Here is a 21,663-nt window from a genome sequence, read left to right on the forward strand (position 1 = left end):
CGGCCATGATGGAAAATAAAAAAGATGATTTTGTAAAAGAAGAGTATGACGAAGAAATGGAAATTTACGGTACCACTTTTATAAAAGAAGTATGGTATCGTTTTAGAAAAAATAGAATGGCGATGATCGGCGCCGCGACTGTAATAATAATGGTTTTTGTAGCTATTTTTGCAAAATGGATTTCTCCGTACGATCCTTACGCAGTAGATTTGTTAAAACAATTTCAGCCGCCAAGCAGTCAGCATATTTTAGGGACTGATATATATGGTCGGGATATGCTAAGCCGTATTATTTACGGTACTCGTATTTCTCTTATCATAGGTCTTATTCCGACATTGATATCCATGACAATAGGATCAGTTTTAGGAATCGTATCAGGATATTATGGCGGCAAAATAGACACTGTTATAATGAGAATTGCAGATATGGTTATGGCATTTCCATCTCTCCTGCTTGCCATGGTAGTTATGTACACATTAGGCGCAAGCATTTACAATATATTTATAGCACTGAGTATCGTCGGATGGGCAGGCACTGCCAGAGTGGTAAGAGCCCAAACACTATCCATAAAGGAAAAGGAATTTATAGAAGCAGCTAAGGCCATTGGAGTAAAAAATAGCATTATAATGATAAGACATATATTTCCAAACTGTATGGCGCCTCTTTTGGTATTACTTACAATGGGCATACCTGAAGCTATCATGTCTGAGGCAAGTCTCAGCTTTCTAGGTGTTGGCGCACAGCCTCCAACGCCCAGCTGGGGCCTTATGATTTCTAACGGCAAAGAATATTTATTTTCTGCGCCATGGGTTGCAATATCTCCCGGTTTTGCCATATTAATTGTCGTTTTAGCTTTCAACTTTTTAGGAGACGGCCTTCGAGATGCGCTGGATCCGTATATGAAACAATAATCGGAGGTGGGGAGTTTGGATAATGATGAAATACTGAAAGTGCAAGGCCTTAAGACCTATTTCTATAGCGATGAAGGAGTGGTTCCGGCTGTTGATGATGTGAGCTTTTCAATAAAAAAAGGCAAGACACTGGGTCTTGTGGGCGAATCCGGCTGTGGAAAAAGCGTATCGGCTCTTTCTATATTAAAATTAATCCCGTCACCTCCGGGAAAAATTGTCGGCGGTCAAATCTTTTTTGAAGGCATAGACCTTTCGAAAAAAACCTATGATGAGATGTGCGAAATTCGCGGAAATGAAATTTCCATGATTTTTCAGGAGCCCATGACATCGCTGAATCCGGTTTACACAGTGGGAAGCCAAGTTATGGAGGTATTGAAGATTCATAAGCATGCAGACCAACAGGAGGCCTTAAAAAGGACTGTAGAACTATTTAACCTTGTAGGTATACCTGACCCGGAGGAAAGACTTTCTAGCTATCCTCATCAACTATCAGGCGGCTTAAGGCAGCGAGTTATGATTGCAATGGCACTTGCGTGCAACCCAAAGCTTTTAATTGCCGATGAGCCGACGACAGCCTTGGATGTTACTATTCAAGCTCAGATTTTGGAGCTGATGAAAAATATACAAAAACAAAATAATATGTCGATTTTGATGATAACACACGATTTAGGTGTAATATCAGAAGTCTCAGACGAAGTGTGTGTTATGTATGCAGGAACAGTAGTGGAATATTCTGATGTGTACTCGATTTTTGAAGAACCCCTTCACCCATATACTATCGGTCTTTACAATTCAATACCAAAATTTGAACAGGAAAAAAATCAAAAACTTTTCAATATACCAGGTGTTGTTCCGAACTTGACCAAGCTTCCAAAAGGTTGCCGCTTCTGGCCTCGCTGCGTTGATGCGATGGATATTTGCAAGAAAAAAGACCCTTTGATAGGCGAAGCAAAGCAAGGCCATATGGTTAAATGCTGGAAGTACTGCAAAGAGGTGAGCAGTGATGAATAGTAATGAAGTCTTAGTTGAAACAGTAGATCTAAAAAAGCATTTTATAGTAGGCGGCGAAGGTTTGTTTAGCAAGAAAAAGAAAGCGGTACATGCAGTGGACGGCATAAATTTGAAAGTGGCAAAAGGCGAAACCTTAGGCCTTGTGGGTGAATCCGGCTGTGGGAAAAGCACATTAGGCCGTTTGATTTTACGCCTTTTGGAACCTACTTCCGGCAAAGTGCTTTTTAAAGGTCAAAACATATATGATATGAACGGCGAAGAACTTAGAAAACTGCGTAAAAAGATGCAGATAATTTTTCAAGACCCTTATGCCTCGCTAAATCCCCGCATGCCCATAAGCGAAATAATCGGCGAACCCCTTGAAACTCATGGAGTAGCTTTCGGAAAAGAAAAGGAAAAGATGGTATATGAACTTATGAGAGAAGTAGGTTTAAGATCTTATCATATGAAACGATACCCTCACCAGTTCAGCGGCGGACAGCGCCAACGTATAGGAATCGCCAGAGCGCTTGCCCTAAATCCTGAGCTCATTATATGTGATGAGCCGGTTTCTGCCTTAGACGTCTCTATTCAAGCTCAAGTTCTAAATCTTTTAAAGGATCTTCAGCAGCAGTTTCAATTGACTTATATATTCATATCTCATGATCTTAGAATAGTAAAATATGTGTCAGATAAAGTATATGTAATGTTCTTAGGAAAAATAGTAGAGGCGGGCAATGCTAAAGACATATATGACGAACCTCTTCATCCATATACCAGATTTTTAATCTCAGCTGTTCCAAAAGTCAACCCAAGGCTAAGAGAGAGCAAAAGAGTTATTTTACAAGGGGATGTGCCAAGTCCCGTAAATCCACCGGCAGGGTGCAGATTTCATACAAGATGTCCAAACGCTATGAAACAATGCAGCATAGAAGAACCCGAGCTTAAGGATTTTAATGGGCATATGGTTGCATGCCATCTATATTCGAGATAATTTCATGTAGGTTAAGATAAGATGTTTTTTAGAGGTTGGAGCAATCTGTCATCCTGACGTAGTGAAAGATCATTGTAAGAACAAGCAAGATTCTTCTTTGCACTCAGAATATATTGCTGTCATTAATAGACATTACTTAGAAAAACATTACAATGGTAGCAGAGTATCAACTATTGAAGGAAAGTTTTCTATAGCAAGGAACAAAAGGAAAAAAGGCACAGGGAGACTTTTCTTTTATCCAGGGCTTGTAAATTTTCCAAGAACCTGCTATTATGATGATAACAATGCAAAACAGGTATGAAAAAGATGAGAGAGACCTTTAAAAAGGCGCCGAAGGGGTAAACCGAGCCAGGTGAAACTCTCAGGCAAAAGGATCATCTTTGGACCGCCCTCTGGAGAGCTTCTTGCGCCGACGAGGTAGATCTTTCAGGCAAAAGGACAGAGGTTCTAAGTATAAATGTTTTTTGTTTGTACTTAGAACATTTTTTTGTGCTTAAAATAACTAAAAATTCAAAATTGATTAAAGGAAAGGGAGGGATTATATGCTTAAAAGAACACCACTGTATGAACAGCATCTGAATCTTGGAGCAAAAATGGTAGATTTTGCAGGTTACGAAATGCCGATTCAATACTCTTCAATTATTGAGGAACATATGGCTGTCAGGACAAAGATGGGCGTTTTTGATATTTCACATATGGGGGAAGTTCTTGTTACAGGCGAGAATGCGGCAGAGTTCCTAAACGGTATGCTTACGAACAACATAAATAAAATTAGTGAAGGTCAGGCGCAGTACACATTGCTGACTTACGAAAATGGCGGAACAGTAGATGATTTGATGGTCTACAAGCTTACGCCGGCAAAATATCTGCTTGTAGTAAATGCGGCAAATAAGGATAAGGACGTAGAATATATTAAAAATTTTGCAATAGCTGATATAAAAATTGAAGATATAAGTAATGAGTGTTGCCTAATTGCTATCCAGGGACCTGAAAGCATCAATTTTATAGAAAATATTTTTGGTGAAGTAAAGCTTAAACCATTTTATTTCCAAATTGTTGAATTTGAAGGGGAACGACTGATCTTATCCCGGACGGGTTATACTGGCAGTGACGGTTACGAAATATATGGAATGGCTGAACCTATAAGAAAGCTGTTCCTTGAGGCGATTGATTTTGGAGCGATTCCCTGTGGACTTGGGGCCAGAGACACGCTGCGCTTTGAGGCTGGTCTGCCGCTGTATGGCAATGAATTAGGGCCAGATATTACCCCGGTTGAAGCAGGACTTTCTAAATTTATCGATTTTGACAAGCCTTTTGTAGGTAAAGATGCCCTTCTTGCTCAAAAAGGGCAAGAAGACAGGAGACGTCTTATAGGGCTTAGGCTTCTAGAAAAAGGAGTGCCCAGGCATGGCTATGCAGTCTACTATGATGGAAAAGAAGTGGGAAAAGTAACATCCGGCGGTTTTGCGCCATATGTGAAAGAGTATCTGGCTATGGCTCTTGTAAAACTTCCATCAAAAGATATAGCCGGTGATTTATTTGAAATAGAAATTCACAAGAAAAAACATAAAGCAGAAAAAACATCTACAAATTTTTTAAAAAATTATAAGAGGTGACGTTAAATGAGTAATATTCCGTTAACTTTAAAGTATACTCAGGATCATGAGTGGATTGCAGTTGAAGGGAACCATGGTAAAATCGGTATAACAGATCATGCTCAAGAGGAGCTGGGGGATATTGTATATGTAGAGCTTCCGGAGGTTGGCGACAAGATAATAAAAGGAGAGCCTTTTGGTTCTGTAGAATCTGTCAAGGCTGCATCTGATCTTATGGCTCCTGTGTCAGGAACAGTGGTTCAGGTAAATGAATCCCTGGATGATTCCCCGGAACTTGTAAACGAAAGCCCCTATGATGACGGATGGATGATAGTTGTGGAGGTGGAGGATGAAAGCGAGCTGGACGACCTTTTGACACCGGCAGAATATAAAAGTTTAGTGGAGGGCGAGTAATGTGAAGTATATAAGCCATGCCCCGTATCAAATCGATGAAATGCTCAAAGAGCTGGAAATTTCCGACGTAACGGCTTTATTCAGTGATGTCCCCGATAAAGTGAAATTAGACAGAGATCTTGACTTGCCACTACCTTTAAATGAAATTGAGCTTAAAAGAGAGTTTGCGGTTTTAAGCGGCAAGAACAAAGCAGCGGACTACATAAACTTCATAGGAGCCGGCGCGTATGATCACTATGTGCCGGCAGCGGTAAAAGCTTTGCTAAGCCGCTCTGAATTCTATACTGCATATACACCTTATCAGGCGGAGCGCAGTCAGGGGACTTTAGCTGCAATTTTTGAGTATCAAACCATGATAGCAAAACTTACCGGAATGGATGTTGCGAATGCTTCAGTCTATGATGGAGCGTCAAGCTTGGCAGAGGCTATATTAATGGCTTGCCGCATAAAAAAGAAAAATAAAGTAGTAATTTCTCAAACCCTGCATCCGGAATACATTGAAACAGCGCAGACCTATGCTTTTGGCAGCGGCATCAAGGTTGTAGTCTCGCCATACAACTGTTTATATGAAACGGACTGGGACAAACTCGAGACCCTTATAGACGGTGAGACGGCAGCGCTGGTTGTCAGCGTACCAAACTTTTTCGGAGTCATAGAAGATGTAAGAAGGGTCCAAAAAATTACTCAAGAGAAAGATATTATGCTGATAGTAGCAGCGAATCCAATCGCTCTTGCGTTTTTAAAGCCACCTTCAGAATATGGAGCCGATATTGTTGTGGGAGAAGGGCAGCCGTTGGGGAATTCCTTAAACTTTGGCGGACCATACCTTGGATTTATGAGTGCGAAAGCAAAGTATTTGCGCAGCATGCCTGGCAGGATTGTAGGAGAAACCATTGATAAAGAAGGAAACAGGGCTTTTGTATTAACCCTTCAAGCACGAGAGCAGCATATACGAAGAGAGAAAGCTACATCTAATATCTGTTCAAACGAAGCATTAAATGCCCTGGCAGCAACTATATATCTTGCATATCTGGGAAAAGAAGGACTAAAGTCGGCGGCATATAACTGTATCGCAAATACACAGTATTTTATTAATGAAGCAAAAAAATATCAGGGTATAAGGATTATAAATTCAAAAGTGTTCAATGAAGTTGCGGTAGAAGTAGATAATCTTGAAGAAAAATACCAGAAAGCCTTAAATGCCAAGATTCTTCCCGGCCTTAAATTAGATAAATTTTTCCCGGAACAGGCAGGCAAGCTTTTGGTAGCATTTACAGAAAAAAGGACGAAACATGAAATCGATGAGCTCTTGAAAATACTGGGGGTGGATTAAGTGAGCGATGTGCCGTTGATTTTTGAAAAATCAAGAAAAGGAAAAGAAGGATTTGTTTTAACTGCCCCTGACGTTCCTCAAGTAGAAATATCTCAAGTATTTGATGAGGATCTAATAAGATGCGACCTAGACCTGCCGGAAGTATCGGAAGTAGATGTTATAAGGCACTATACTAAGCTTTCCACCATGAATTTTGGAGTAGATAGCGGTTTCTATCCTTTAGGCTCCTGCACTATGAAATATAATCCTAAAATCAATGAAGAAATTGCTTTAATGCCTGAATTTACCCAGCTTCATCCATACGCACCTCAGGAACTTTGTCAAGGAACATTGGAAGTTATGTATCATATGCAAAATTTCCTTGCTGAAATTACCGGCATGGACTATTTTACACTCCAGCCTGCAGCAGGTGCACACGGAGAACTTACCGGGATGTTTATCATAAAGAAGTACTTTGAACACAGTGGACAGAAACGGACTAAAATTATTGTGCCGGATTCGGCCCATGGCACAAATCCAGCTTCTGCAAGTCAAGCAGGTTTTGAAGTTATAAGCTTAAAATCGGGCAGCGACGGACTTGTAGACCCTAAAGCACTTAGAGAAGTGGTCGATGAAAATGTTGCAGCGCTGATGCTTACAAATCCAAATACATTAGGCCTTTTTGAAAAGAACATACATGAAATTGCCGAAATATTACATGAAAAGGGAGCTTTACTGTATTATGACGGCGCAAACCTTAATGCGGTAATGGGGATTGCCCGGCCGGCAGATATGGGCTTTGACGTAGTTCATCTTAACCTGCACAAAACTTTTTCTACGCCACACGGCGGCGGTGGGCCGGGTTCCGGGCCGGTTGGAGTAAAAGCGTTTTTAAAGGACTTTCTTCCTAAACCTATCGTAGCCAAAAAGGATGATAAATATGTCTTAGACTATAATATACCTTATAGCATTGGCAAGATTCATGGGTTTTATGGTAATGTAGGCGTTGTTCTTAAAGCCTATGGATATATAAAATGCTTGGGGGCCTCCGGACTAAAGAAAGCAAGCGAAGTTGCCGTGTTAAATGCCAACTATCTGCTTAAAAAGATCAAAGATATGTTTATCGTGCCTGAAGGGAATGTTTGTAAGCATGAGTTTGTTGTAAGCTGTAAAAACTGGAAAGAGAATTTTGGAGTAAGAGCATTAGATGTAGCTAAACGCTTACTGGATTATGGGTTTCATCCTCCTACTATTTATTTTCCTTTAATAGTTGAAGAGGCGCTTATGATCGAACCTACAGAAACCGAAAGCAAAGACACATTAGATGCGTTTTGCGATGCGCTGCAAAATATTTATAGGGAAGCGCAAGAAAATCCGGACATTTTAAAATCGGCGCCTTTTAGTATGCCTGTAAAACGTGTTGACGAGGTAAAAGCTGCTAGAGATGTTAAAGTTATCTATAAACAATAAAAATTTTTCGGCTATCTTTTAAACTCCAGTATAAGTTTTCCCTCTTCGGTACTTACGGAATATATCTTTAAATTATATGGAAGAGGGGGAGGCGTAAAGCTTAAATCATAATCTGCCGCAAGTTCATCTATGACTTTTGCAGATAGTGTAACGCCGTGAAACTCTAATTCTTTAGGGATAAACTTTATTTTTTGATTTTCGGTAATTTGAATATCACATGTAATTGAGTAAAGGGGAGCAGAGCCGTCAGTATTCTTTTCGCTGACTGTAACGCCCCCTTTATGAAATTTGAAAAAGATATTTTTGAGATTTTTATCTTGAGATAGTAATGTGTTCGTAACTGAGACATCCGAAAAATCGGCTCTTACAGCTGACGAAGTATAATCGATTTTAAGACTGTCGGGGTCTAGGTTGTACCAAGGTAGCGCTGACAGGTTTTTTAGCAGATAATCCAAAGAAGGCAAGGACTCCTGCCAATTTTTGCTTAAATCTTCTAAAAATGTTGTATCCTTTAGAACGGCACGCGCCTCTGCAAGCTGCTTTTGTTTTTCTTTTAGCGTCCGAGTAATGTCATTTAGCGTAAGTTTTAACTGTTTTTCAAGATTTTTAATATCTTGCTGCTTTCTTTCAATATCATTTTCCTCTTTTTCTCGTAAAGATATAAGATTTTTTGTCTCATCTATTATACCTTTATAATATTCCATAAAGAACATTACATTATCATATCTTCTAAAAAACTCTCCCAAGTCTTCAGCTCCCAGCAAAACTGCAAGCATGTTTCCTGTGCCGCCCTTAAAGGAAAAAACAACCCACTTAGCCAATTTTTTCTGTTGCGTAGAAAAGTTGCTATTGAGCAATGCAAGCTCATTCTTTTTTTCTTTAAGTTCCCTTTCAAGCTCGCTGTTTTTATTTGAAAGTTTTTCGACCTCATTTTTAAGCGCCAGAACTTTTGCGTCAAGAGACAGAATATCTTCAATTAGTTGTTGTTCGCTTACAGTGTTTTGAGCGCCTAAAGGAGTTTCGATATATAAAACATTTAGAATGAAAATAGTTATTACCAAAAAAATAAGCCCTTTAGAAGTTTGCATAATATTCCTCCCGCATGGGCGACTTGTTCTTCTATATATATATTTCATTCTACAAAAAATTACTATATCCTTTAATTTCAGGTTTTATAAAATTATTTCGAAAATTAAATGATAAAATTTGATGTATAATAGTTTTAAAGGAGTGCTGCGATACAGTGATTTATAAAAATATTAAGGAAGCAAGATTTATAAACCGTCCTAATAGATTTATTGCAAATATAGAAATCGAAGGGAAAAGCCAGCTGTGCCATGTAAAAAACACAGGCAGGTGCAAGGAGCTGCTTACACCAGGCGCAAAAGTTTTTGTCCAGGAGTCGGATAACTTTAAGCGTAAGACAAAATATGATCTTATATCGATATATAAAGGTGATATGCTGGTAAATATTGACAGCAGTGCACCAAATAAAGTCTTTTACGAATGGCTCACTGATTCTGACATAAAAGAAGATATTTTGTTTGTAAAGCTAGAAGCTCAATATAAAAACTCTCGTTTTGATTTTTATATAGAAACAGCAAAAAGCAGAGGGTTTGTTGAAGTTAAGGGAGTTACATTAGAAAAAGACGGTGTAGCCTTATTTCCTGATGCCCCAACAGAACGCGGCGTAAAACACTTAAATGAGCTTATTGATGCCAGGCAAAATGGTTATGCAGCTTGGATAATTTTCATAATTCAAATGCAAAAAGTAAGTTATTTTATGCCAAATGAAGCTATGCACAAAACTTTTAGCGATGCCTTAAAAGCAGCCCAAAAACAGAACGTCGATATGGCAGCTCTTGATTGTAAGGTAACGAGGAATTCCATTATTATAGAAAATCATATAAAAATAAAACTATAATTGCTATTTAAAAAAGGATTTTACAAGTTAATGTAGAATATATTAGATATGAATGTTTTATGAAACATAATTTCATAAAGTGGTACACCCGAATTGATATTAAATAATTAGAGGTGAAGATATGCCGCAGGATAATACAGTACAATCAGTAGAGAGAGCATTTAAAATACTTGAAGAACTGGCAACCGAAAAAGAAGGTTTGGGTGTTACTGAGCTTGCATCTCGAATAGGACTGCATAAAAGCACAGTTCATCGCATGCTGACAACTCTTTTAAGCCTTGGATATGTGGAACAAAATACATCCTCTGAAAAATACCGGCTAGGGATGAAAATTTTGTTTTTGGCAGAAGCTATTCTTGACAGGATGGATATACGAAGAGAAGCTCATGACCTTCTTGAAGAGCTTTCATCAAAAGCGAATGAAGCAGTACATTTGGTAGTGCCTGACGGTTTTCGTGCTGTATATATCGATAAATTAGACAGCAATAAAACGATTCGCATGTTTTCCCAAATAGGCAGGACGGTTCCCTTACATGCATCTGCAGTAGGGAAGGCAATTCTGGCTTTTGCAGATAAAGAGTTTGTAGAGGAAGCGATAAAGCAAGGACTTACAAAGTTTACAAAAAATACTATAACAAATCCAAAAGAACTATTAAAGCATCTGGAAATAGTTAGAAAACAAGGTTTTGCAATTGATGATGAAGAAAATGAAGAAGGAATAAGATGTATCGCAGCTCCTGTTTTTGATTACACAGGTAAAGTGATTGGAGCAATAAGCATATCAGGGCCTACTGTCAGCATGACACATGAAAAAGTTGAGAGATTAAGCAAAGATGTAATTGACTGTGCAAATAAGATATCCCAAAGAATGGGATGGCAGCCAAATAGATAATTAACATTAAGTAAATGATATTTAAAATTTTGGAGGTGTTTTTATGGATTTTGAATTTTTCATGCCGGCACATCTTATATTTGGACTAGGGAAAATTAAAGATACCGGCGTATATGCAAAATCTTTTGGAAAAAATGCTTTAATAGTTACGGGTAAATCCAGCGCAAAGAAAACCGGACATTTAGACACCGTTGCAAAAAGCCTTGAAAAGGAAGGCGTAAATTGGACACTGTTCGATGAAGTGGAGCCGAATCCTCTTACTACCACTATTGATAAAGGCATAACTTTGGCAAGAGATAGCAAAGTAGATGTTATCATCGGGCTGGGCGGTGGAAGCGCTATGGATTCAGCTAAGGCCATTGCTTTTGGTGTAAAAAGAGAAGGCTCGATTGCTAACTATTTCGGACCACAGCCGGCAGGAGATGTACTACCTATTATTCTAATACCTACTACTGCCGGAACCGGCAGCGAAGCTAATAATTATTCAGTTATGACGAATCCCGAAATCAGTGCCAAAAAATCCTTTTCTTCTCCTGACACTTTTGCAAAAGTTTCTATTATTGATCCAGAGCTTATGCTCACAGTTCCAAAAAAAGTTACAGCATCTACCGGAATCGACGTATTCTTTCATGCTCTAGAATCATATCTGAGCAAAAGATCTCAGCCTATAAGTAAACCACTGGCCTTTGAAGCCATGAAGCTTGTTTTGGATAATTTAAAAGGTGCGTATGAGCATGGAGATAAAATTGAGTATCGGGAACCTATGGCTTGGGCTAGCACAATTGCAGGTATGGCTATAAACCTTTCCGGAACTTGCGGTATACATGGATTAGGTCATCCAATAAGCGCTTATTATAATATTGCCCATGGTGAGACACTAGCCGCAGTCTCCCTTGCCTTTCTTCGCTTTTCTTTGCCGGATGCCTCTCCTAAGCTGGCAAAGGTTGCAGAACTTTTTGGCATAGATACCAAAGATATTTCAGAAAACGAAGCTGCGCAAAAAGCCATCAAGGCTTTGGAAAAGTTTATAGAAGATCTTGGCATCCCGACTAAGATATCCGCTCTAGGGGTAAAAGAAGAAGATATAGATAAACTGGCACAAAATGCTTATGAAAATGCAAGCAGTAATTTAAAATCCAGCCCGAAATTTCCGAGTTTAGAGGATGTAAAAAAGATATATAGAGATTCCCTTTAAAAAAAATTGCATAAATTTTGGAGGTGTCTGCAGTAATGAATAAGTATGTAAGGTTTGATGATGGCAAAGGTCCAAAGTACGGATTACTTGAAGGTGAAAAGATAGCTGAATTGGAAGGCTCGATCTTTGGAAAATGGTCAAAAACATCAAAAGTCTATGATTTAAACAAAGTCAAACTTTTAGCTCCTTGCGAGCCCACCAAGGTTGTAGGTGTGGGGACAAATTATAAAGAGGTAATAAATGAAAAAGGCGATCCTATGCCTGAGGAGCCGATAATCTTTTTAAAACCTAGCACATCTGTTATAGGACCTGATGAAGCTATAGTCTGTCCTCCAGGCGTAAAAGAGCTAAATTATGAAGCAGAACTTGTTGTAGTCATAAAGGATAAGATCAAGAATGTAAGCGCAGAAGATGCCAAAAATCATGTTTTAGGCTATACATGCGGTAATGATATTACTGCAAAAGATTTTATGATAAAGGGTAAGCCTTGGACAAAAGCCAAGTGCTATGATACATTTATGCCAATAGGACCCTGCATTGTCGAGGGAATTGACGGGGATAATCTGGGCATTAAAATGTACCATAATGGTAAAGTGACCCAAGATAGCAATACATCAGACATGATATTTAATGTCTCGCAAATTATTGCATTTGTATCTGCGATAATGACATTAAATCCCGGAGACATTATAAGCACCGGAACACCTCCCGGAAAAGGGAATCTTACAGCGGGGGATATTATTGAAGCTGAATTGGAAAACATAGGCAGACTAAAAAATACAGTTAAATAAACAAAAAGAGACAACCGAAGTGCCCGTACCCGGTTGTCTCTTTTTTTCTAAAAATTATTGCAGCATAGCTAGCAATCCTTCGAAATCATTGTTTCTTATTATTTCCTCAGGGATTTCTAAATTAGATTTAATCGCTTTGGAAATTTTCATAGCAGGCTTGGTGTCACCAAAAAGTACTGCGCCAACAGGTTTGCTATCTCTTATAAAAATAATACTATATTTATTATTTTCTTTGTCGAGTTTCTTTATGGAATCAAAAGGCTTTCCGTCTTTACACAAATCCCCAACTGAATATAATTCCACACCGAATACTTTTAAGTAGTTAGAGGGCACCACTTCATTATAATGTACTTGTTTGCCCGCCATATTTAAGCCTGCAGTTTTTCCCTGCTCCCGAGCCACAGGCCAAATACCGTATACCTGTCCTTTATATTCTGCAATATCGCCTGCAGCGTATACATTTTCTACTGAAGTCTGCATATATTCATTGACTTGAACACCTCTACCAACTTTTATAGGAGTATTCTTTACAAGGCCAATATTAGAACGAACGCCGGTAGAAAATACCACAAATTCTGCGGGCATTGTTTTACCTTCAAGCTGAATTGATGTAACCTTACCGTTTTCGCCTATAATTTCTGTGAGTTTACCATTGGTCACGAAATTTATCCCCGCTTTTTCACCAAGAGCCATAAGAAGATGGGAAGCTGTTTCGTCAACTTGTTTTGAGAGAATATACGGCGAGCCTTCGATTACCGAAACCTTTTTGCCCTTGTTGGCCAAAGACCATGCTACCTCTAATCCTAAGACTCCACCACCTACAACGATACCATTTTCTTTGTCACTTATATACTCATTTACTTTTTTTACATCATCCAAGGAGCGTATAGAAAAAACTCCTGTAAGGTCGTTGCCGGCAACAGGCGGAATAAACGGGCTGCTTCCGTTTGCAAGAAGCAATTTTGAATATTTTATTGTTTTACCGTTATCTGATAACACTGTGCAATTTTCTGTATCAAGAGACTCTGCTCTGCAGTTAAGCCATACATCAATATTAAGCTCTGCGTACCATTCAGGTTTATGAATATAAAGCTTATCAAGGTCCAAAGGTTCTCCCAGAAGACTCGACAGCCACATTCGATAATACGCATAATAGGGTTCTCCACTTAATATAATAACAGGAGTGCCTCTGTCGTTTTCGCGAAAGGCTTCAGCAGCAGATACAGCAGCTATTCCGTTTCCGATTATCACAACAGGATCTGTCATTTTACACATCTCCCTATAATTTGATAAACAATAAGGCCCATAAATCGGGCCTTAGAACAATTAAGCTTCTTCAAACATATCTTTTCCCGCGCCGCATTCGGGACACACCCAATCCTCGGGAATGTCTTCAAAAGCTGTGCCCGGCGCGATCCCATTTTCCGGATCTCCTACCTCAGGGTCGTATACATATCCGCAAACGCTACAAACCCATTTCTGCATAAAAATCCCCCTCGCCTATTAGTATGATATTAACCCCATTTGTTTTTGGTCATATGAGTTTTCAATTCTGCCTTAATTCGCTGCTGGATATCTGTGGCACAGGCTTTTGTTGTCTCAAATATCTGGACACATGCCGGATCAAGTGCGTCTTTAATGCCATTTTCACTGATTTCTTTTGCCTTTTCAAGAAGAGCAAAGAGTTCCATATGCAAGCCGTTGGTATAGCGAGATCTGTCTACCTTAGATGCAGTTTCGTCGTCTAGCTGTTGGAACTTTTCTTTAGGAGCTCCGCATTTAGGACAATTTGCAGGTGCTTCATCACCGTCAAATATGTAGCCGCAAACACCGCATTGCCATTTTGCCATTTTAAAGACCTCCTCAATTTAATAATTTTTTAAAATTTTTTTAAGCTACTAATAACTTCTGGTTTAATTATACTTTACTTTTATAAAACTTTCAAATAATCTACATCACTATTATAATAATAATTACTATTATGTGTCAATAGAGAATCAAGATAACTACGCTAAAGTAAGTTCATTTTTTTCTCTATGGCGCTCTAAAGCAAGGCAAATTAACTCATCTATTAGCTTCTTATATGACAAACCAGATGTTTCCCACATTTTAGGATACATACTTATTTTTGTAAAGCCGGGGATTGTGTTAAGCTCATTTATGTAAATTTTTTCGTTTTTTTTATCCATCAGAAAATCTACTCGAGCCATTCCGCTGCAGTCAAGAGCTTTGAAAGCCTTTATGGCAAGTTCCTGAACCTGAGTGGTAAGGTCAGAGGAAAGAGGGGCGGGAAGAAGAAGCTTTGATTTATCGCCGTCAAGATATTTTGCATTATAGTCATAAAACTCACGACTGGGTAGAATTTCTCCGGGCAGCGAAGCCTTAGGGTCGCTGTTTCCCAAAACAGCACACTCGATTTCACGAGCATCAACTGATTTTTCTACTAGTATTTTTGTGTCATACTTTACAGCAGCAAAAAGTGCATCGCTAAGCTCATCCCTTTTGCTAACTTTACTTATTCCAACACTAGAGCCGAGGTTTGCAGGCTTTACAAAACACGGATAGCCAATGGAGTTTTCTATTTCTGAGATAATATCTGAGATTTTTCCTTTTAATTCATTTTTATAAAATACCTTATAATCAACTATAGGCAAGTTACTCTGAGCGAGAATTTTTTTAGAAAAAACCTTGTCCATACAAATAGCAGAAGAGGCCACACCGCAACTTACATAAGGCACATTCATCAGTTCAAAAATGCTCTGGACTGTCCCATCTTCCCCTCTGGGGCCATGGAGAACCGGAAACGCCACGTCGAAATAGTGCCGCTTTTCAATTCCGTTATTTATTTCAATTGCACAATTATATTTTGGATCAGGGGCAAGAAGTACAGGAACGGCTTCGCTTTCCCAAGTATCATTTTCAATTTTTTCGATGCTGCCCAAAAAAAGCTTCCAATTTCCATGCTTATTAATTCCTATTGGCATAATTTCATATTTTGATTTATCCATAACCTTTATAACGGATGCACAAGACATCAACGATACTTCATATTCACTGGATTGGCCTCCGAATATAATTCCAACCTTTAGTTTTTGCAAAGCAAAATACTCCTTTCACTGTCAAGATTCAATTTATTATAATACAAAAACCATTCTTGAACAAACAAAATATGCTTTATTAGTTGACTTTTCGATAATTATGATATATTATATATTATGTAAATGATACTGAGTTGCATTATCAATGCTAAATCACACAGGAGGAGGATGCGCAATGACCCACGACAAGATATCCATGCTCAAATCAGAAAGAGAAAGACTGTTAAGCCAGTGGACAAAGAATGAAGGTAACCGCGTAAAATTGTTAGTCCGCATTATGGAAATCGAAGAGCAAATAGATGAGCTCAAAAAAGGCGCTTAACAAGCCTTTAGTCAAAAAAGTTGACAGACATTAAGATTTTTGATACAATTAAAGAAACTTAATACATGAGCTCTCAATCTGAGCGCTTAATTCTTTCGAAAAGAAAGAAGCGGGGGAACCACTTTTGGGGTGAATCCCCTTTGACCAAGAAATCAAATTGCAAGTTCTTGATTAGAGGGGTAGGGTTACACTCTTCGACCCGAATCCGACAGCTAACCTCGCCAGCGTTGTAAGAGGAGGTTGATAGTAGTGAGTGCTCAAAAAAGCAACTCAAAAGCTATGGATCTCCATGGCTTTTATTTTGTCCAAAAAATAGAGGAAAAGGAGGTATTGGGATGATAAGCCCGATGGATGTGAAGTTTGCAGTAATAGGTGCAGGTAACGGCGGATTGGCAATGGCAGGCTATCTTGCATATCGAGGTTTTTCGGTGAACCTTTATAATAGAACCTATTCGAAGATAGAAGGCTTAGCAAAAAACCCATATATTAATTTAAGCGGTTCTATAGAGGGAAGCGGCAAGATCAATCTTGCAACAAGCGATATTAAAGAAGCTATCAGGGGAACAGATGTGATTATGATAACCACACCGGCTACCGGCCATTATGAATTGGCTTGCTTAATAGCACCTTATTTAGAGGATGGCCAAGTTATAGTATTAAATCCGGGACGCACTGGTGGAGCTCTTGAGGTTTATGAAACATTGAGAAGCAATGGATGCACCAAGGACATCACTGTTGCAGAAGCCCAAACTTTTATTTATGCATGCAGAGCAATCGGACCCCAAAGCGCAAAAATATTTAGCGTAAAAAATGAAGTGGCTCTTGCGGCTATTCCGGCTACAAGGACAATGGAAGTAATAGAGCTTCTGTCGGAAGCTTATCCTCAATTCACTCCCGCAAATAGTGTAATGGAAACCAGCTTAAACAATTTCGGAGCTATTTTTCATCCGGCGCCGACGCTGTTAAACAGCGGACATATTGAACGGGGTCAGACTTTTGAATATTATATAGAAGGTATTACCCCTTCTATTGGCCAAATGCTGGAAAAACTTGATTCGGAAAGAATGCATGTTGCTATGGCTTTAGGCGTTAAAACTATTTCTGCAAGAAAATGGCTTGAAGAGTCATATGGGGCAAAAGGCGATACCCTGTATGAAGCCATTCAAAACAATTCGGCATATAAGGGACTTACAGCACCAAAAGGGCTAAATACCCGCTATATATATGAAGATGTTCCGTGCAGCCTAGTGCCTATAGCTTCAATTGCCGAAGAGCTTGGCATAGAGACTCCTGCAATTGACACCATTATAAGGCTTGCAAATATTATAACAGGCGAGAATTTTATTGAAAAAGGCAGGACAGTTGAAAAACTTGGCCTTAAAGGGCTTTCGGCATCTCAAATTATTGAGTTTGCCCAAACAGGCGATTTAGTTGCTGCTACACATCGAAATGTGGAGGTGGTAGCATTATGAAAAAAATAATTGCGGCCTCAATAGGCAACTGCGTTCACGTGGCAGGGATAATGAACTTTTTATCCTTGGCTGAAAAAGAAGGTTATGAAACCGAATTTTGCGGAGCTGCAATTTCTATTGATGAGCTGATTTGCGCTGTCAAGGCGGAAAAACCCGATTATGTAGGTGTAAGCTACAGGCTTACCCCTGAACCGCTGGAGAAAATTTTAGATGAGCTTAAGAGCAAAATTGCCGCAGAGAATATAAAAGGTATAAAATGGCTTTTTGCCGGCACTGAACCTACTGCAGAAGTTGCCAAAAAAAGCGGCATATTTTCACATATATTCAATGGAACAGAGGATCCGGATGAAGTTATCGGATTTTTAAAAGGCATTACATTTGCAAAAAGTGATGATTATCCGCAAGATCTGGTTTCGCGAATTAAATCAAAATATCCATATCCTATACTCAGGCATCATATTGGCTTGCCGTCTTTAGAAGAGACGATTGAAGCTATTAAAAAAGTAGCTGATGCCAAAGTATTGGATGTTATTTCTATAGCACCGGATCAAAATGCTCAGGAGCATTTCTTTGAACAGGATAAAATGGATCATAGATTAGACGGAGCAGGGGGAGTGCCGCTTCGTTCAAAAGAAGATTTTAAAGCACTATATGAAGCATCACGTAGAGGGAACTATCCCCTTCTTCGGTGCTACAGCGGAACAAAGGATTTAATACCCTTTGCAGAGATGCTAAATGAAACAATAAGAAATGCCTGGTGTGCCGTTCCTCTTTACTGGTACAGTGTGCTGGATAAAAGAGGACCGCGGCCGGTGGAAGAAGCTATAAGAGAAAATCAGCAGGTAATGAAGTGGCACGGCCAGCGGTCGATTCCGGTAGAGGTTAATGAGTCACATCACTGGAGCTTAAGAGATGCCCATGATACGATTGGTGTAGTTACTGCTTATCTTGCAGCATATAATGCAAAAAAGATGGGAGTAAAGGACTATGTAGCTCAATACATGTTCAACGTTCCACCCTCCATTTCACCGGCTATGGATATTGCAAAAATGCTTGCAAAAATTGAGTTGATAGAGAGCTTAGAAGATGAAAACTTCAATGTATACCGTCAAGCCCGCGCAGGCATAGCCAGTTTTCCGGCAGATCTCGCCCAGGCCAAGGGCCAGCTTGCTTCATCTGCATATCTTGCAATGGCAATAAAACCACATATTTATCATGTAGTGGGCTATTGTGAAGCTCACCATGCAGCTACGGCAGATGATGTTATTGAAAGCTGCAAGATCGTCCGAGGTGTTATAAGGAATGTGATGCTGGGAGCTAGCGATATCACAAAGGACCCGGTTATTCAGGAAAGAAAAAATGAATTGATAGCAGAAGCGCGTGTTACTCTTGAAGCTATAAAATCATTAAGTCCAAACGTGAAAGATCCACTGTCTGACCCCTCAACTCTTGCAAAGGCGGTTGAGATAGGAATTCTGGATGCCCCGCATCTTAGAGGGAATCCGGCTGCCAAAGGACAGTTAGTTACACAAATGATAAACGGTGCTTTATATGCTTATGATCCTGTGGAAAAACGGGTGCTTACTGAAAAAGAACGTATTGACAGGATTTTAAGTAAGATTGATACAACAACAAACATTTGTGACTTCAATCATGAGTTAGTGGTATAGCGGACAAATATTGACGGCGAAGACTATCCGAATTAACGCCTGTGAAGGTAGCAGGCTTCAAGGTCAATGAAGCAGGAAATTCTAGCAGTGATGTTGAAAGTCTGTAAATTCAGTGATAGGAGCCTCGCGAGAAGTAAGTAGAGTATAATTTAAAGCTAAATTTTGTCAAAGGCCGACGCCAAAAGGCGCCGGCCTTAATGTTAGATATCGATACTGCGGGGAATATTTTCTTGTTTTTGTGTGTGACTTCTGTTAATATTATTAAATAGACTTACTGTATCTATCAAATAATGGAGGTTGAGTTATGGATATAAGCGAAGAAACAAAATCTCGACTTTTGCAGAACTTAAGCTCCCCTTTCGACGGTAATTTATTAGGTGTAAAAGTAGCTGATGCTGAAAGGGGAAAAATAATCATAGAAGTCGAACCAAAAGAAGAATTTACAAATGGTCTTGGAATAATCCACGGAGGAGTAACTGCAAGCTTGTGCGATACTGCCATGGGCGGCGCTGCAATGACACTGGGGATTATACCGGTAACTGTTGAGATGAAAATAAATTACATCTCTCCTGCCGGAACAGATAATAAACTGGTGGGTGTTGGGAAAGTGGTAAAAGAAGGTAGAACATTAATTTTTACCGAAGGTGAGATATATTACGAAGATAAACTTGTGGCACAAAGTCTGGGAACTTATATTGTAAAGAATCCAAACGTGGCTTCAAAGTAGTTAAATTTTGAGCTATTTTTAGAAGGAGGTTTCTCTATGCTTCTTGACTTAAGTCCATATGCCTTTAAGATAGGCCCCATAGTCGTTCGCTGGTATGGCCTTTTTATGGCGATTTCGTTTTTAGTAGGCTCATTTCATCTTTTAAAGATGGGGAAAAAGAAAGGGCTTAGCGAAGATTTTTTGCTAAACCTTGCTATGATAGTAATTGTATCAGGCATAATCGGTGCAAGGCTAATTTTTGTTTTAAGCAATTATCCTCAATGGTTTGTTACAGCCCCTTTAAATGTTATAAAGATTTGGGAAGGTGGTCTTGCATGGCATGGCGCGCTTCTTGGTGGACTTTTAACCGGCTGGTATTATTGTAAGAAAAATGGTGTAAACCCAAACATGATAGCAGATTGGACAGTAGTGGGCCTTTCCTTTGGATACTGCCTAGTTAGGATAGCCAACATCTTTAACCAAGAAGTATTAGGAAGAATGACACAATTTTCCTTTGGCAGATGGCCGGCCCAATTAGTAGGTTCTTCCATAGGCCTGGTACTGCTTATACGCTATTTTTATCTTCAAAAAAAGCAATTACCTGAAGGATATCAATTTTGGTCATTTATATGGTATCATCAACTGCTTAGAGCACTTATAGAGGAAACAGTAAGAGAAAATCCATTATATTTAATAGAATATGTAAACCCAAAATGGGGAATCGGCGTAGTTACACTTACTCAGTGGTTTACGCCTTTAGTGCTGGGCATCGTATACTATATGTATAAATACAGCGTTGAAAAGCCTGTGTCGGAATAATTGACTTAAAGGGCAAATTAATGTATCATGAAAATGGATAATAGTTTGTGCGCCTGTAGCTCAGCGGATAGAGCACCGGCCTCCGGAGCCGGGTTTTGCGGGGGTTCAAATCCCTTCAGGCGCACCATTTAATCATATTTATCAAGAATTCTCCCATCTTTTATAGTGGAAAATGAATTGCTAATAGCTATGGTGATAGCCAAACCATAGCTAAAAATTATTATTGGAGCAGGGACTACCCTTAGAGCTTGGGTAAACTTGGCAGGCTACTGCTATTGACCAAGAAGCTCCCACTTCGACGAATGAATGAGTAAGTGGTGAGTAGTTCACAAAGATATAATAAAAGACAGAAAATAATGTAAAGAAGGGGATGTGTTTATGGAATTGCTGACTGAGATGGAAAAAGCCAAGGAATTAGTAGATACAGCTTCGACCTTCGATAATGTAAAATTAGCTAAATTGATACATACAAGAGATATTATTGTAGATGAGAGAGTAAGATACCAGTGTGCATATTCAGGGTGCAGAGAATACGGACGCAAGCTGATGTGTCCGCCTTACACTCTTTCCGTAGATGAGTTTAAAAAAGTATTGTCAAGATACTATATGGCGCTTCTTGTTCAACTTGAAGGAGAAATTACAAATAAAGCTAATTGGGAACCGGAAAGCGATAGATGGGCGCTAAAGCTGCATGATGTCGTATATCAATTGGAAAATAAGGCATTTGGACTTGGATTTCCTTTTGCGGCTGCACTTATAGGCGGCTCTTGCAAGTTGTGCAAAGAATGTCCGGGAATAAACAGCCCAAATCCAATATGTGTACACCGAGAGAAAGCAAGACCTTCAATGGAAGCTATGGGTGTTGATGTCTTAAAGACATGCAGTAATATGGGGATAAACATGGAGTTTTCGCCTGACAAGGTAACATGGACAGGTTTTGTGCTGCTTTCATAGTTTTTATGTTACATTTCTGTTACATTTGCCCTCCTTTTACGATTTGTATTCGGATATATGTTATAATTAATTACGCCTTATTTCACAAACTATGGTTTTGCAAGCCTAGATATATCAAAGCTTGTAATTAAAAC

22 protein-coding genes, 1 tRNA gene and 2 riboswitches are annotated in these 21,663 nt (G+C 39.2%); of the genes, 18 read left to right on the forward strand and 5 right to left on the reverse strand.

Annotated elements, in window-relative coordinates:
• The first annotated feature begins 5 nt into the window (after window positions 1-5).
• The 7 genes from BUE08_RS02780 to gcvPB all read left to right on the forward strand — a co-directional run bounded on the left by BUE08_RS02780 (window position 6) and on the right by gcvPB (window position 7,686).
• Entirely contained in the window at window positions 6-911 is a 906-nt protein-coding gene (locus BUE08_RS02780) for an ABC transporter permease (protein WP_286680313.1), read from the forward strand.
• Between the two features lie 15 nt (window positions 912-926).
• The gene (locus BUE08_RS02785) at window positions 927-1,922 is read left to right on the forward strand and encodes an ABC transporter ATP-binding protein (protein ID WP_213950828.1); all 996 of its coding nucleotides are present in this window, start codon (window positions 927-929) and stop codon (window positions 1,920-1,922) included.
• Complete coding sequence (locus tag BUE08_RS02790; RefSeq protein WP_286680314.1) at window positions 1,915-2,895, forward strand: ABC transporter ATP-binding protein; 981 nt, start codon at window positions 1,915-1,917, stop codon at window positions 2,893-2,895. The genes BUE08_RS02785 and BUE08_RS02790 overlap by 8 nt, the downstream gene beginning before the upstream one ends.
• A 297-nt stretch (window positions 2,896-3,192) precedes the next feature.
• Window positions 3,193-3,282, forward strand: a riboswitch (glycine riboswitch).
• Between the two features lie 155 nt (window positions 3,283-3,437).
• Window positions 3,438-4,511, forward strand: a complete 1,074-nt coding sequence (gcvT, locus tag BUE08_RS02795) for a glycine cleavage system aminomethyltransferase GcvT (RefSeq protein ID WP_286680315.1) — start codon at window positions 3,438-3,440, stop codon at window positions 4,509-4,511.
• A gap of 6 nt (window positions 4,512-4,517) precedes the next feature.
• The gene (gcvH, locus tag BUE08_RS02800; protein WP_059032808.1) at window positions 4,518-4,904 is read left to right on the forward strand and encodes a glycine cleavage system protein GcvH; all 387 of its coding nucleotides are present in this window, start codon (window positions 4,518-4,520) and stop codon (window positions 4,902-4,904) included.
• 1 nt (window position 4,905) lies between these two features.
• Window positions 4,906-6,237, forward strand: coding sequence for an aminomethyl-transferring glycine dehydrogenase subunit GcvPA (gcvPA, locus tag BUE08_RS02805; protein WP_286680316.1), 1,332 nt, complete (start codon window positions 4,906-4,908; stop codon window positions 6,235-6,237).
• Entirely contained in the window at window positions 6,238-7,686 is a 1,449-nt protein-coding gene (gcvPB, locus tag BUE08_RS02810; RefSeq protein WP_281743963.1) for an aminomethyl-transferring glycine dehydrogenase subunit GcvPB, read from the forward strand.
• An 11-nt stretch (window positions 7,687-7,697) separates the two neighbouring features.
• Here gcvPB and BUE08_RS02815 read toward each other — a convergent pair whose 3' ends face one another.
• Window positions 7,698-8,774 carry a coiled-coil domain-containing protein gene (locus BUE08_RS02815; protein ID WP_281743964.1) on the reverse strand — a complete coding sequence of 359 codons (1,077 nt, stop codon included), beginning with the start codon at window positions 8,772-8,774 and terminating at the stop codon, window positions 7,698-7,700.
• Window positions 8,775-8,929: 155 nt separating this feature from the next.
• On the opposite strand from BUE08_RS02815, the gene sfsA reads away from it, so the two are divergent.
• The 4 genes from sfsA to BUE08_RS02835 all read left to right on the forward strand — a co-directional run bounded on the left by sfsA (window position 8,930) and on the right by BUE08_RS02835 (window position 12,488).
• Window positions 8,930-9,610: a DNA/RNA nuclease SfsA gene (gene sfsA / locus BUE08_RS02820; RefSeq protein ID WP_286680317.1), complete on the forward strand. Its 681-nt coding sequence runs from the start codon at window positions 8,930-8,932 to the stop codon at window positions 9,608-9,610.
• A gap of 121 nt (window positions 9,611-9,731) precedes the next feature.
• On the forward strand, window positions 9,732-10,502 hold the full coding sequence (locus BUE08_RS02825; RefSeq protein ID WP_059032803.1) for an IclR family transcriptional regulator: 771 nt from the start codon (window positions 9,732-9,734) through the stop codon (window positions 10,500-10,502).
• Window positions 10,503-10,545: 43 nt separating this feature from the next.
• Entirely contained in the window at window positions 10,546-11,697 is a 1,152-nt protein-coding gene (locus tag BUE08_RS02830) for an iron-containing alcohol dehydrogenase (protein ID WP_286680318.1), read from the forward strand.
• Window positions 11,698-11,732: 35 nt separating this feature from the next.
• Complete coding sequence (locus BUE08_RS02835; protein WP_286680319.1) at window positions 11,733-12,488, forward strand: fumarylacetoacetate hydrolase family protein; 756 nt, start codon at window positions 11,733-11,735, stop codon at window positions 12,486-12,488.
• 54 nt (window positions 12,489-12,542) lie between these two features.
• Here BUE08_RS02835 and BUE08_RS02840 read toward each other — a convergent pair whose 3' ends face one another.
• The 4 genes from BUE08_RS02840 to BUE08_RS02855 all read right to left on the reverse strand — a co-directional run bounded on the left by BUE08_RS02840 (window position 12,543) and on the right by BUE08_RS02855 (window position 15,586).
• Window positions 12,543-13,754, reverse strand: a complete 1,212-nt coding sequence (locus BUE08_RS02840; RefSeq protein WP_286680320.1) for an NAD(P)/FAD-dependent oxidoreductase — start codon at window positions 13,752-13,754, stop codon at window positions 12,543-12,545.
• 60 nt (window positions 13,755-13,814) lie between these two features.
• The gene (rd, locus tag BUE08_RS02845) at window positions 13,815-13,973 is read right to left on the reverse strand and encodes a rubredoxin (protein WP_083497693.1); all 159 of its coding nucleotides are present in this window, start codon (window positions 13,971-13,973) and stop codon (window positions 13,815-13,817) included.
• Window positions 13,974-14,002: 29 nt separating this feature from the next.
• Window positions 14,003-14,338 (reverse strand): rubredoxin-like domain-containing protein, encoded by a 336-nt coding sequence (locus BUE08_RS02850; RefSeq protein WP_059032799.1) that lies wholly within the window; start codon window positions 14,336-14,338, stop codon window positions 14,003-14,005.
• A gap of 156 nt (window positions 14,339-14,494) precedes the next feature.
• Window positions 14,495-15,586, reverse strand: coding sequence for a D-alanine--D-alanine ligase family protein (locus BUE08_RS02855; RefSeq protein WP_286680321.1), 1,092 nt, complete (start codon window positions 15,584-15,586; stop codon window positions 14,495-14,497).
• Between the two features lie 175 nt (window positions 15,587-15,761).
• Between BUE08_RS02855 and BUE08_RS02860 the strand changes: the two genes are divergently transcribed.
• The 7 genes from BUE08_RS02860 (at window position 15,762) to BUE08_RS02890 (ending at window position 21,529) form a co-directional block, all read left to right on the forward strand.
• Complete coding sequence (locus tag BUE08_RS02860) at window positions 15,762-15,908, forward strand: hypothetical protein (RefSeq protein ID WP_059032797.1); 147 nt, start codon at window positions 15,762-15,764, stop codon at window positions 15,906-15,908.
• 73 nt (window positions 15,909-15,981) lie between these two features.
• Window positions 15,982-16,149: riboswitch (cyclic di-AMP (ydaO/yuaA leader) on the forward strand.
• A 94-nt stretch (window positions 16,150-16,243) separates the two neighbouring features.
• Entirely contained in the window at window positions 16,244-17,380 is a 1,137-nt protein-coding gene (locus BUE08_RS02865) for an NAD/NADP octopine/nopaline dehydrogenase family protein (RefSeq protein WP_213950818.1), read from the forward strand.
• Entirely contained in the window at window positions 17,377-19,050 is a 1,674-nt protein-coding gene (locus BUE08_RS02870; RefSeq protein ID WP_286680322.1) for a cobalamin B12-binding domain-containing protein, read from the forward strand. Before BUE08_RS02865 ends, BUE08_RS02870 begins: the two co-directional genes overlap by 4 nt.
• Before the next feature lie 304 nt (window positions 19,051-19,354).
• On the forward strand, window positions 19,355-19,777 hold the full coding sequence (locus tag BUE08_RS02875) for a PaaI family thioesterase (RefSeq protein WP_273039026.1): 423 nt from the start codon (window positions 19,355-19,357) through the stop codon (window positions 19,775-19,777).
• 36 nt (window positions 19,778-19,813) lie between these two features.
• Entirely contained in the window at window positions 19,814-20,575 is a 762-nt protein-coding gene (locus BUE08_RS02880) for a prolipoprotein diacylglyceryl transferase (protein ID WP_286680323.1), read from the forward strand.
• A 49-nt stretch (window positions 20,576-20,624) separates the two neighbouring features.
• Window positions 20,625-20,702: transfer RNA gene (locus BUE08_RS02885), tRNA-Arg, on the forward strand.
• 251 nt (window positions 20,703-20,953) lie between these two features.
• On the forward strand, window positions 20,954-21,529 hold the full coding sequence (locus tag BUE08_RS02890) for a DUF2284 domain-containing protein (RefSeq protein WP_213996057.1): 576 nt from the start codon (window positions 20,954-20,956) through the stop codon (window positions 21,527-21,529).
• Window positions 21,530-21,663 lie beyond the last annotated feature (134 nt).

This window comes from Tepidanaerobacter sp. EBM-49 (genome assembly GCF_001896645.1).
GTDB classification, from domain to species: Bacteria; Bacillota; Thermosediminibacteria; order Thermosediminibacterales; family Tepidanaerobacteraceae; genus Tepidanaerobacter; species Tepidanaerobacter syntrophicus.

Coding starts and splice junctions, on each gene's coding strand:
- BUE08_RS02790 (WP_286680314.1), top strand. CDS start 1,915: ATGAATAGTAATGAAGTCTTAGTTGAAACAGTAGATCTAAAAAAGCAT.
- BUE08_RS02815 (WP_281743964.1), bottom strand. CDS start 8,774: ATGCAAACTTCTAAAGGGCTTATTTTTTTGGTAATAACTATTTTCATT.
- BUE08_RS02830 (WP_286680318.1), top strand. CDS start 10,546: ATGGATTTTGAATTTTTCATGCCGGCACATCTTATATTTGGACTAGGG.
- BUE08_RS02870 (WP_286680322.1), top strand. CDS start 17,377: ATGAAAAAAATAATTGCGGCCTCAATAGGCAACTGCGTTCACGTGGCA.
- BUE08_RS02850 (WP_059032799.1), bottom strand. CDS start 14,338: ATGGCAAAATGGCAATGCGGTGTTTGCGGCTACATATTTGACGGTGAT.
- gcvT (WP_286680315.1), top strand. CDS start 3,438: ATGCTTAAAAGAACACCACTGTATGAACAGCATCTGAATCTTGGAGCA.
- BUE08_RS02860 (WP_059032797.1), top strand. CDS start 15,762: ATGACCCACGACAAGATATCCATGCTCAAATCAGAAAGAGAAAGACTG.
- BUE08_RS02875 (WP_273039026.1), top strand. CDS start 19,355: ATGGATATAAGCGAAGAAACAAAATCTCGACTTTTGCAGAACTTAAGC.
- BUE08_RS02880 (WP_286680323.1), top strand. CDS start 19,814: ATGCTTCTTGACTTAAGTCCATATGCCTTTAAGATAGGCCCCATAGTC.
- BUE08_RS02865 (WP_213950818.1), top strand. CDS start 16,244: ATGATAAGCCCGATGGATGTGAAGTTTGCAGTAATAGGTGCAGGTAAC.
- BUE08_RS02825 (WP_059032803.1), top strand. CDS start 9,732: ATGCCGCAGGATAATACAGTACAATCAGTAGAGAGAGCATTTAAAATA.
- BUE08_RS02840 (WP_286680320.1), bottom strand. CDS start 13,754: ATGACAGATCCTGTTGTGATAATCGGAAACGGAATAGCTGCTGTATCT.
- BUE08_RS02890 (WP_213996057.1), top strand. CDS start 20,954: ATGGAATTGCTGACTGAGATGGAAAAAGCCAAGGAATTAGTAGATACA.
- BUE08_RS02780 (WP_286680313.1), top strand. CDS start 6: ATGATGGAAAATAAAAAAGATGATTTTGTAAAAGAAGAGTATGACGAA.
- BUE08_RS02835 (WP_286680319.1), top strand. CDS start 11,733: ATGAATAAGTATGTAAGGTTTGATGATGGCAAAGGTCCAAAGTACGGA.
- rd (WP_083497693.1), bottom strand. CDS start 13,973: ATGCAGAAATGGGTTTGTAGCGTTTGCGGATATGTATACGACCCTGAG.
- gcvH (WP_059032808.1), top strand. CDS start 4,518: ATGAGTAATATTCCGTTAACTTTAAAGTATACTCAGGATCATGAGTGG.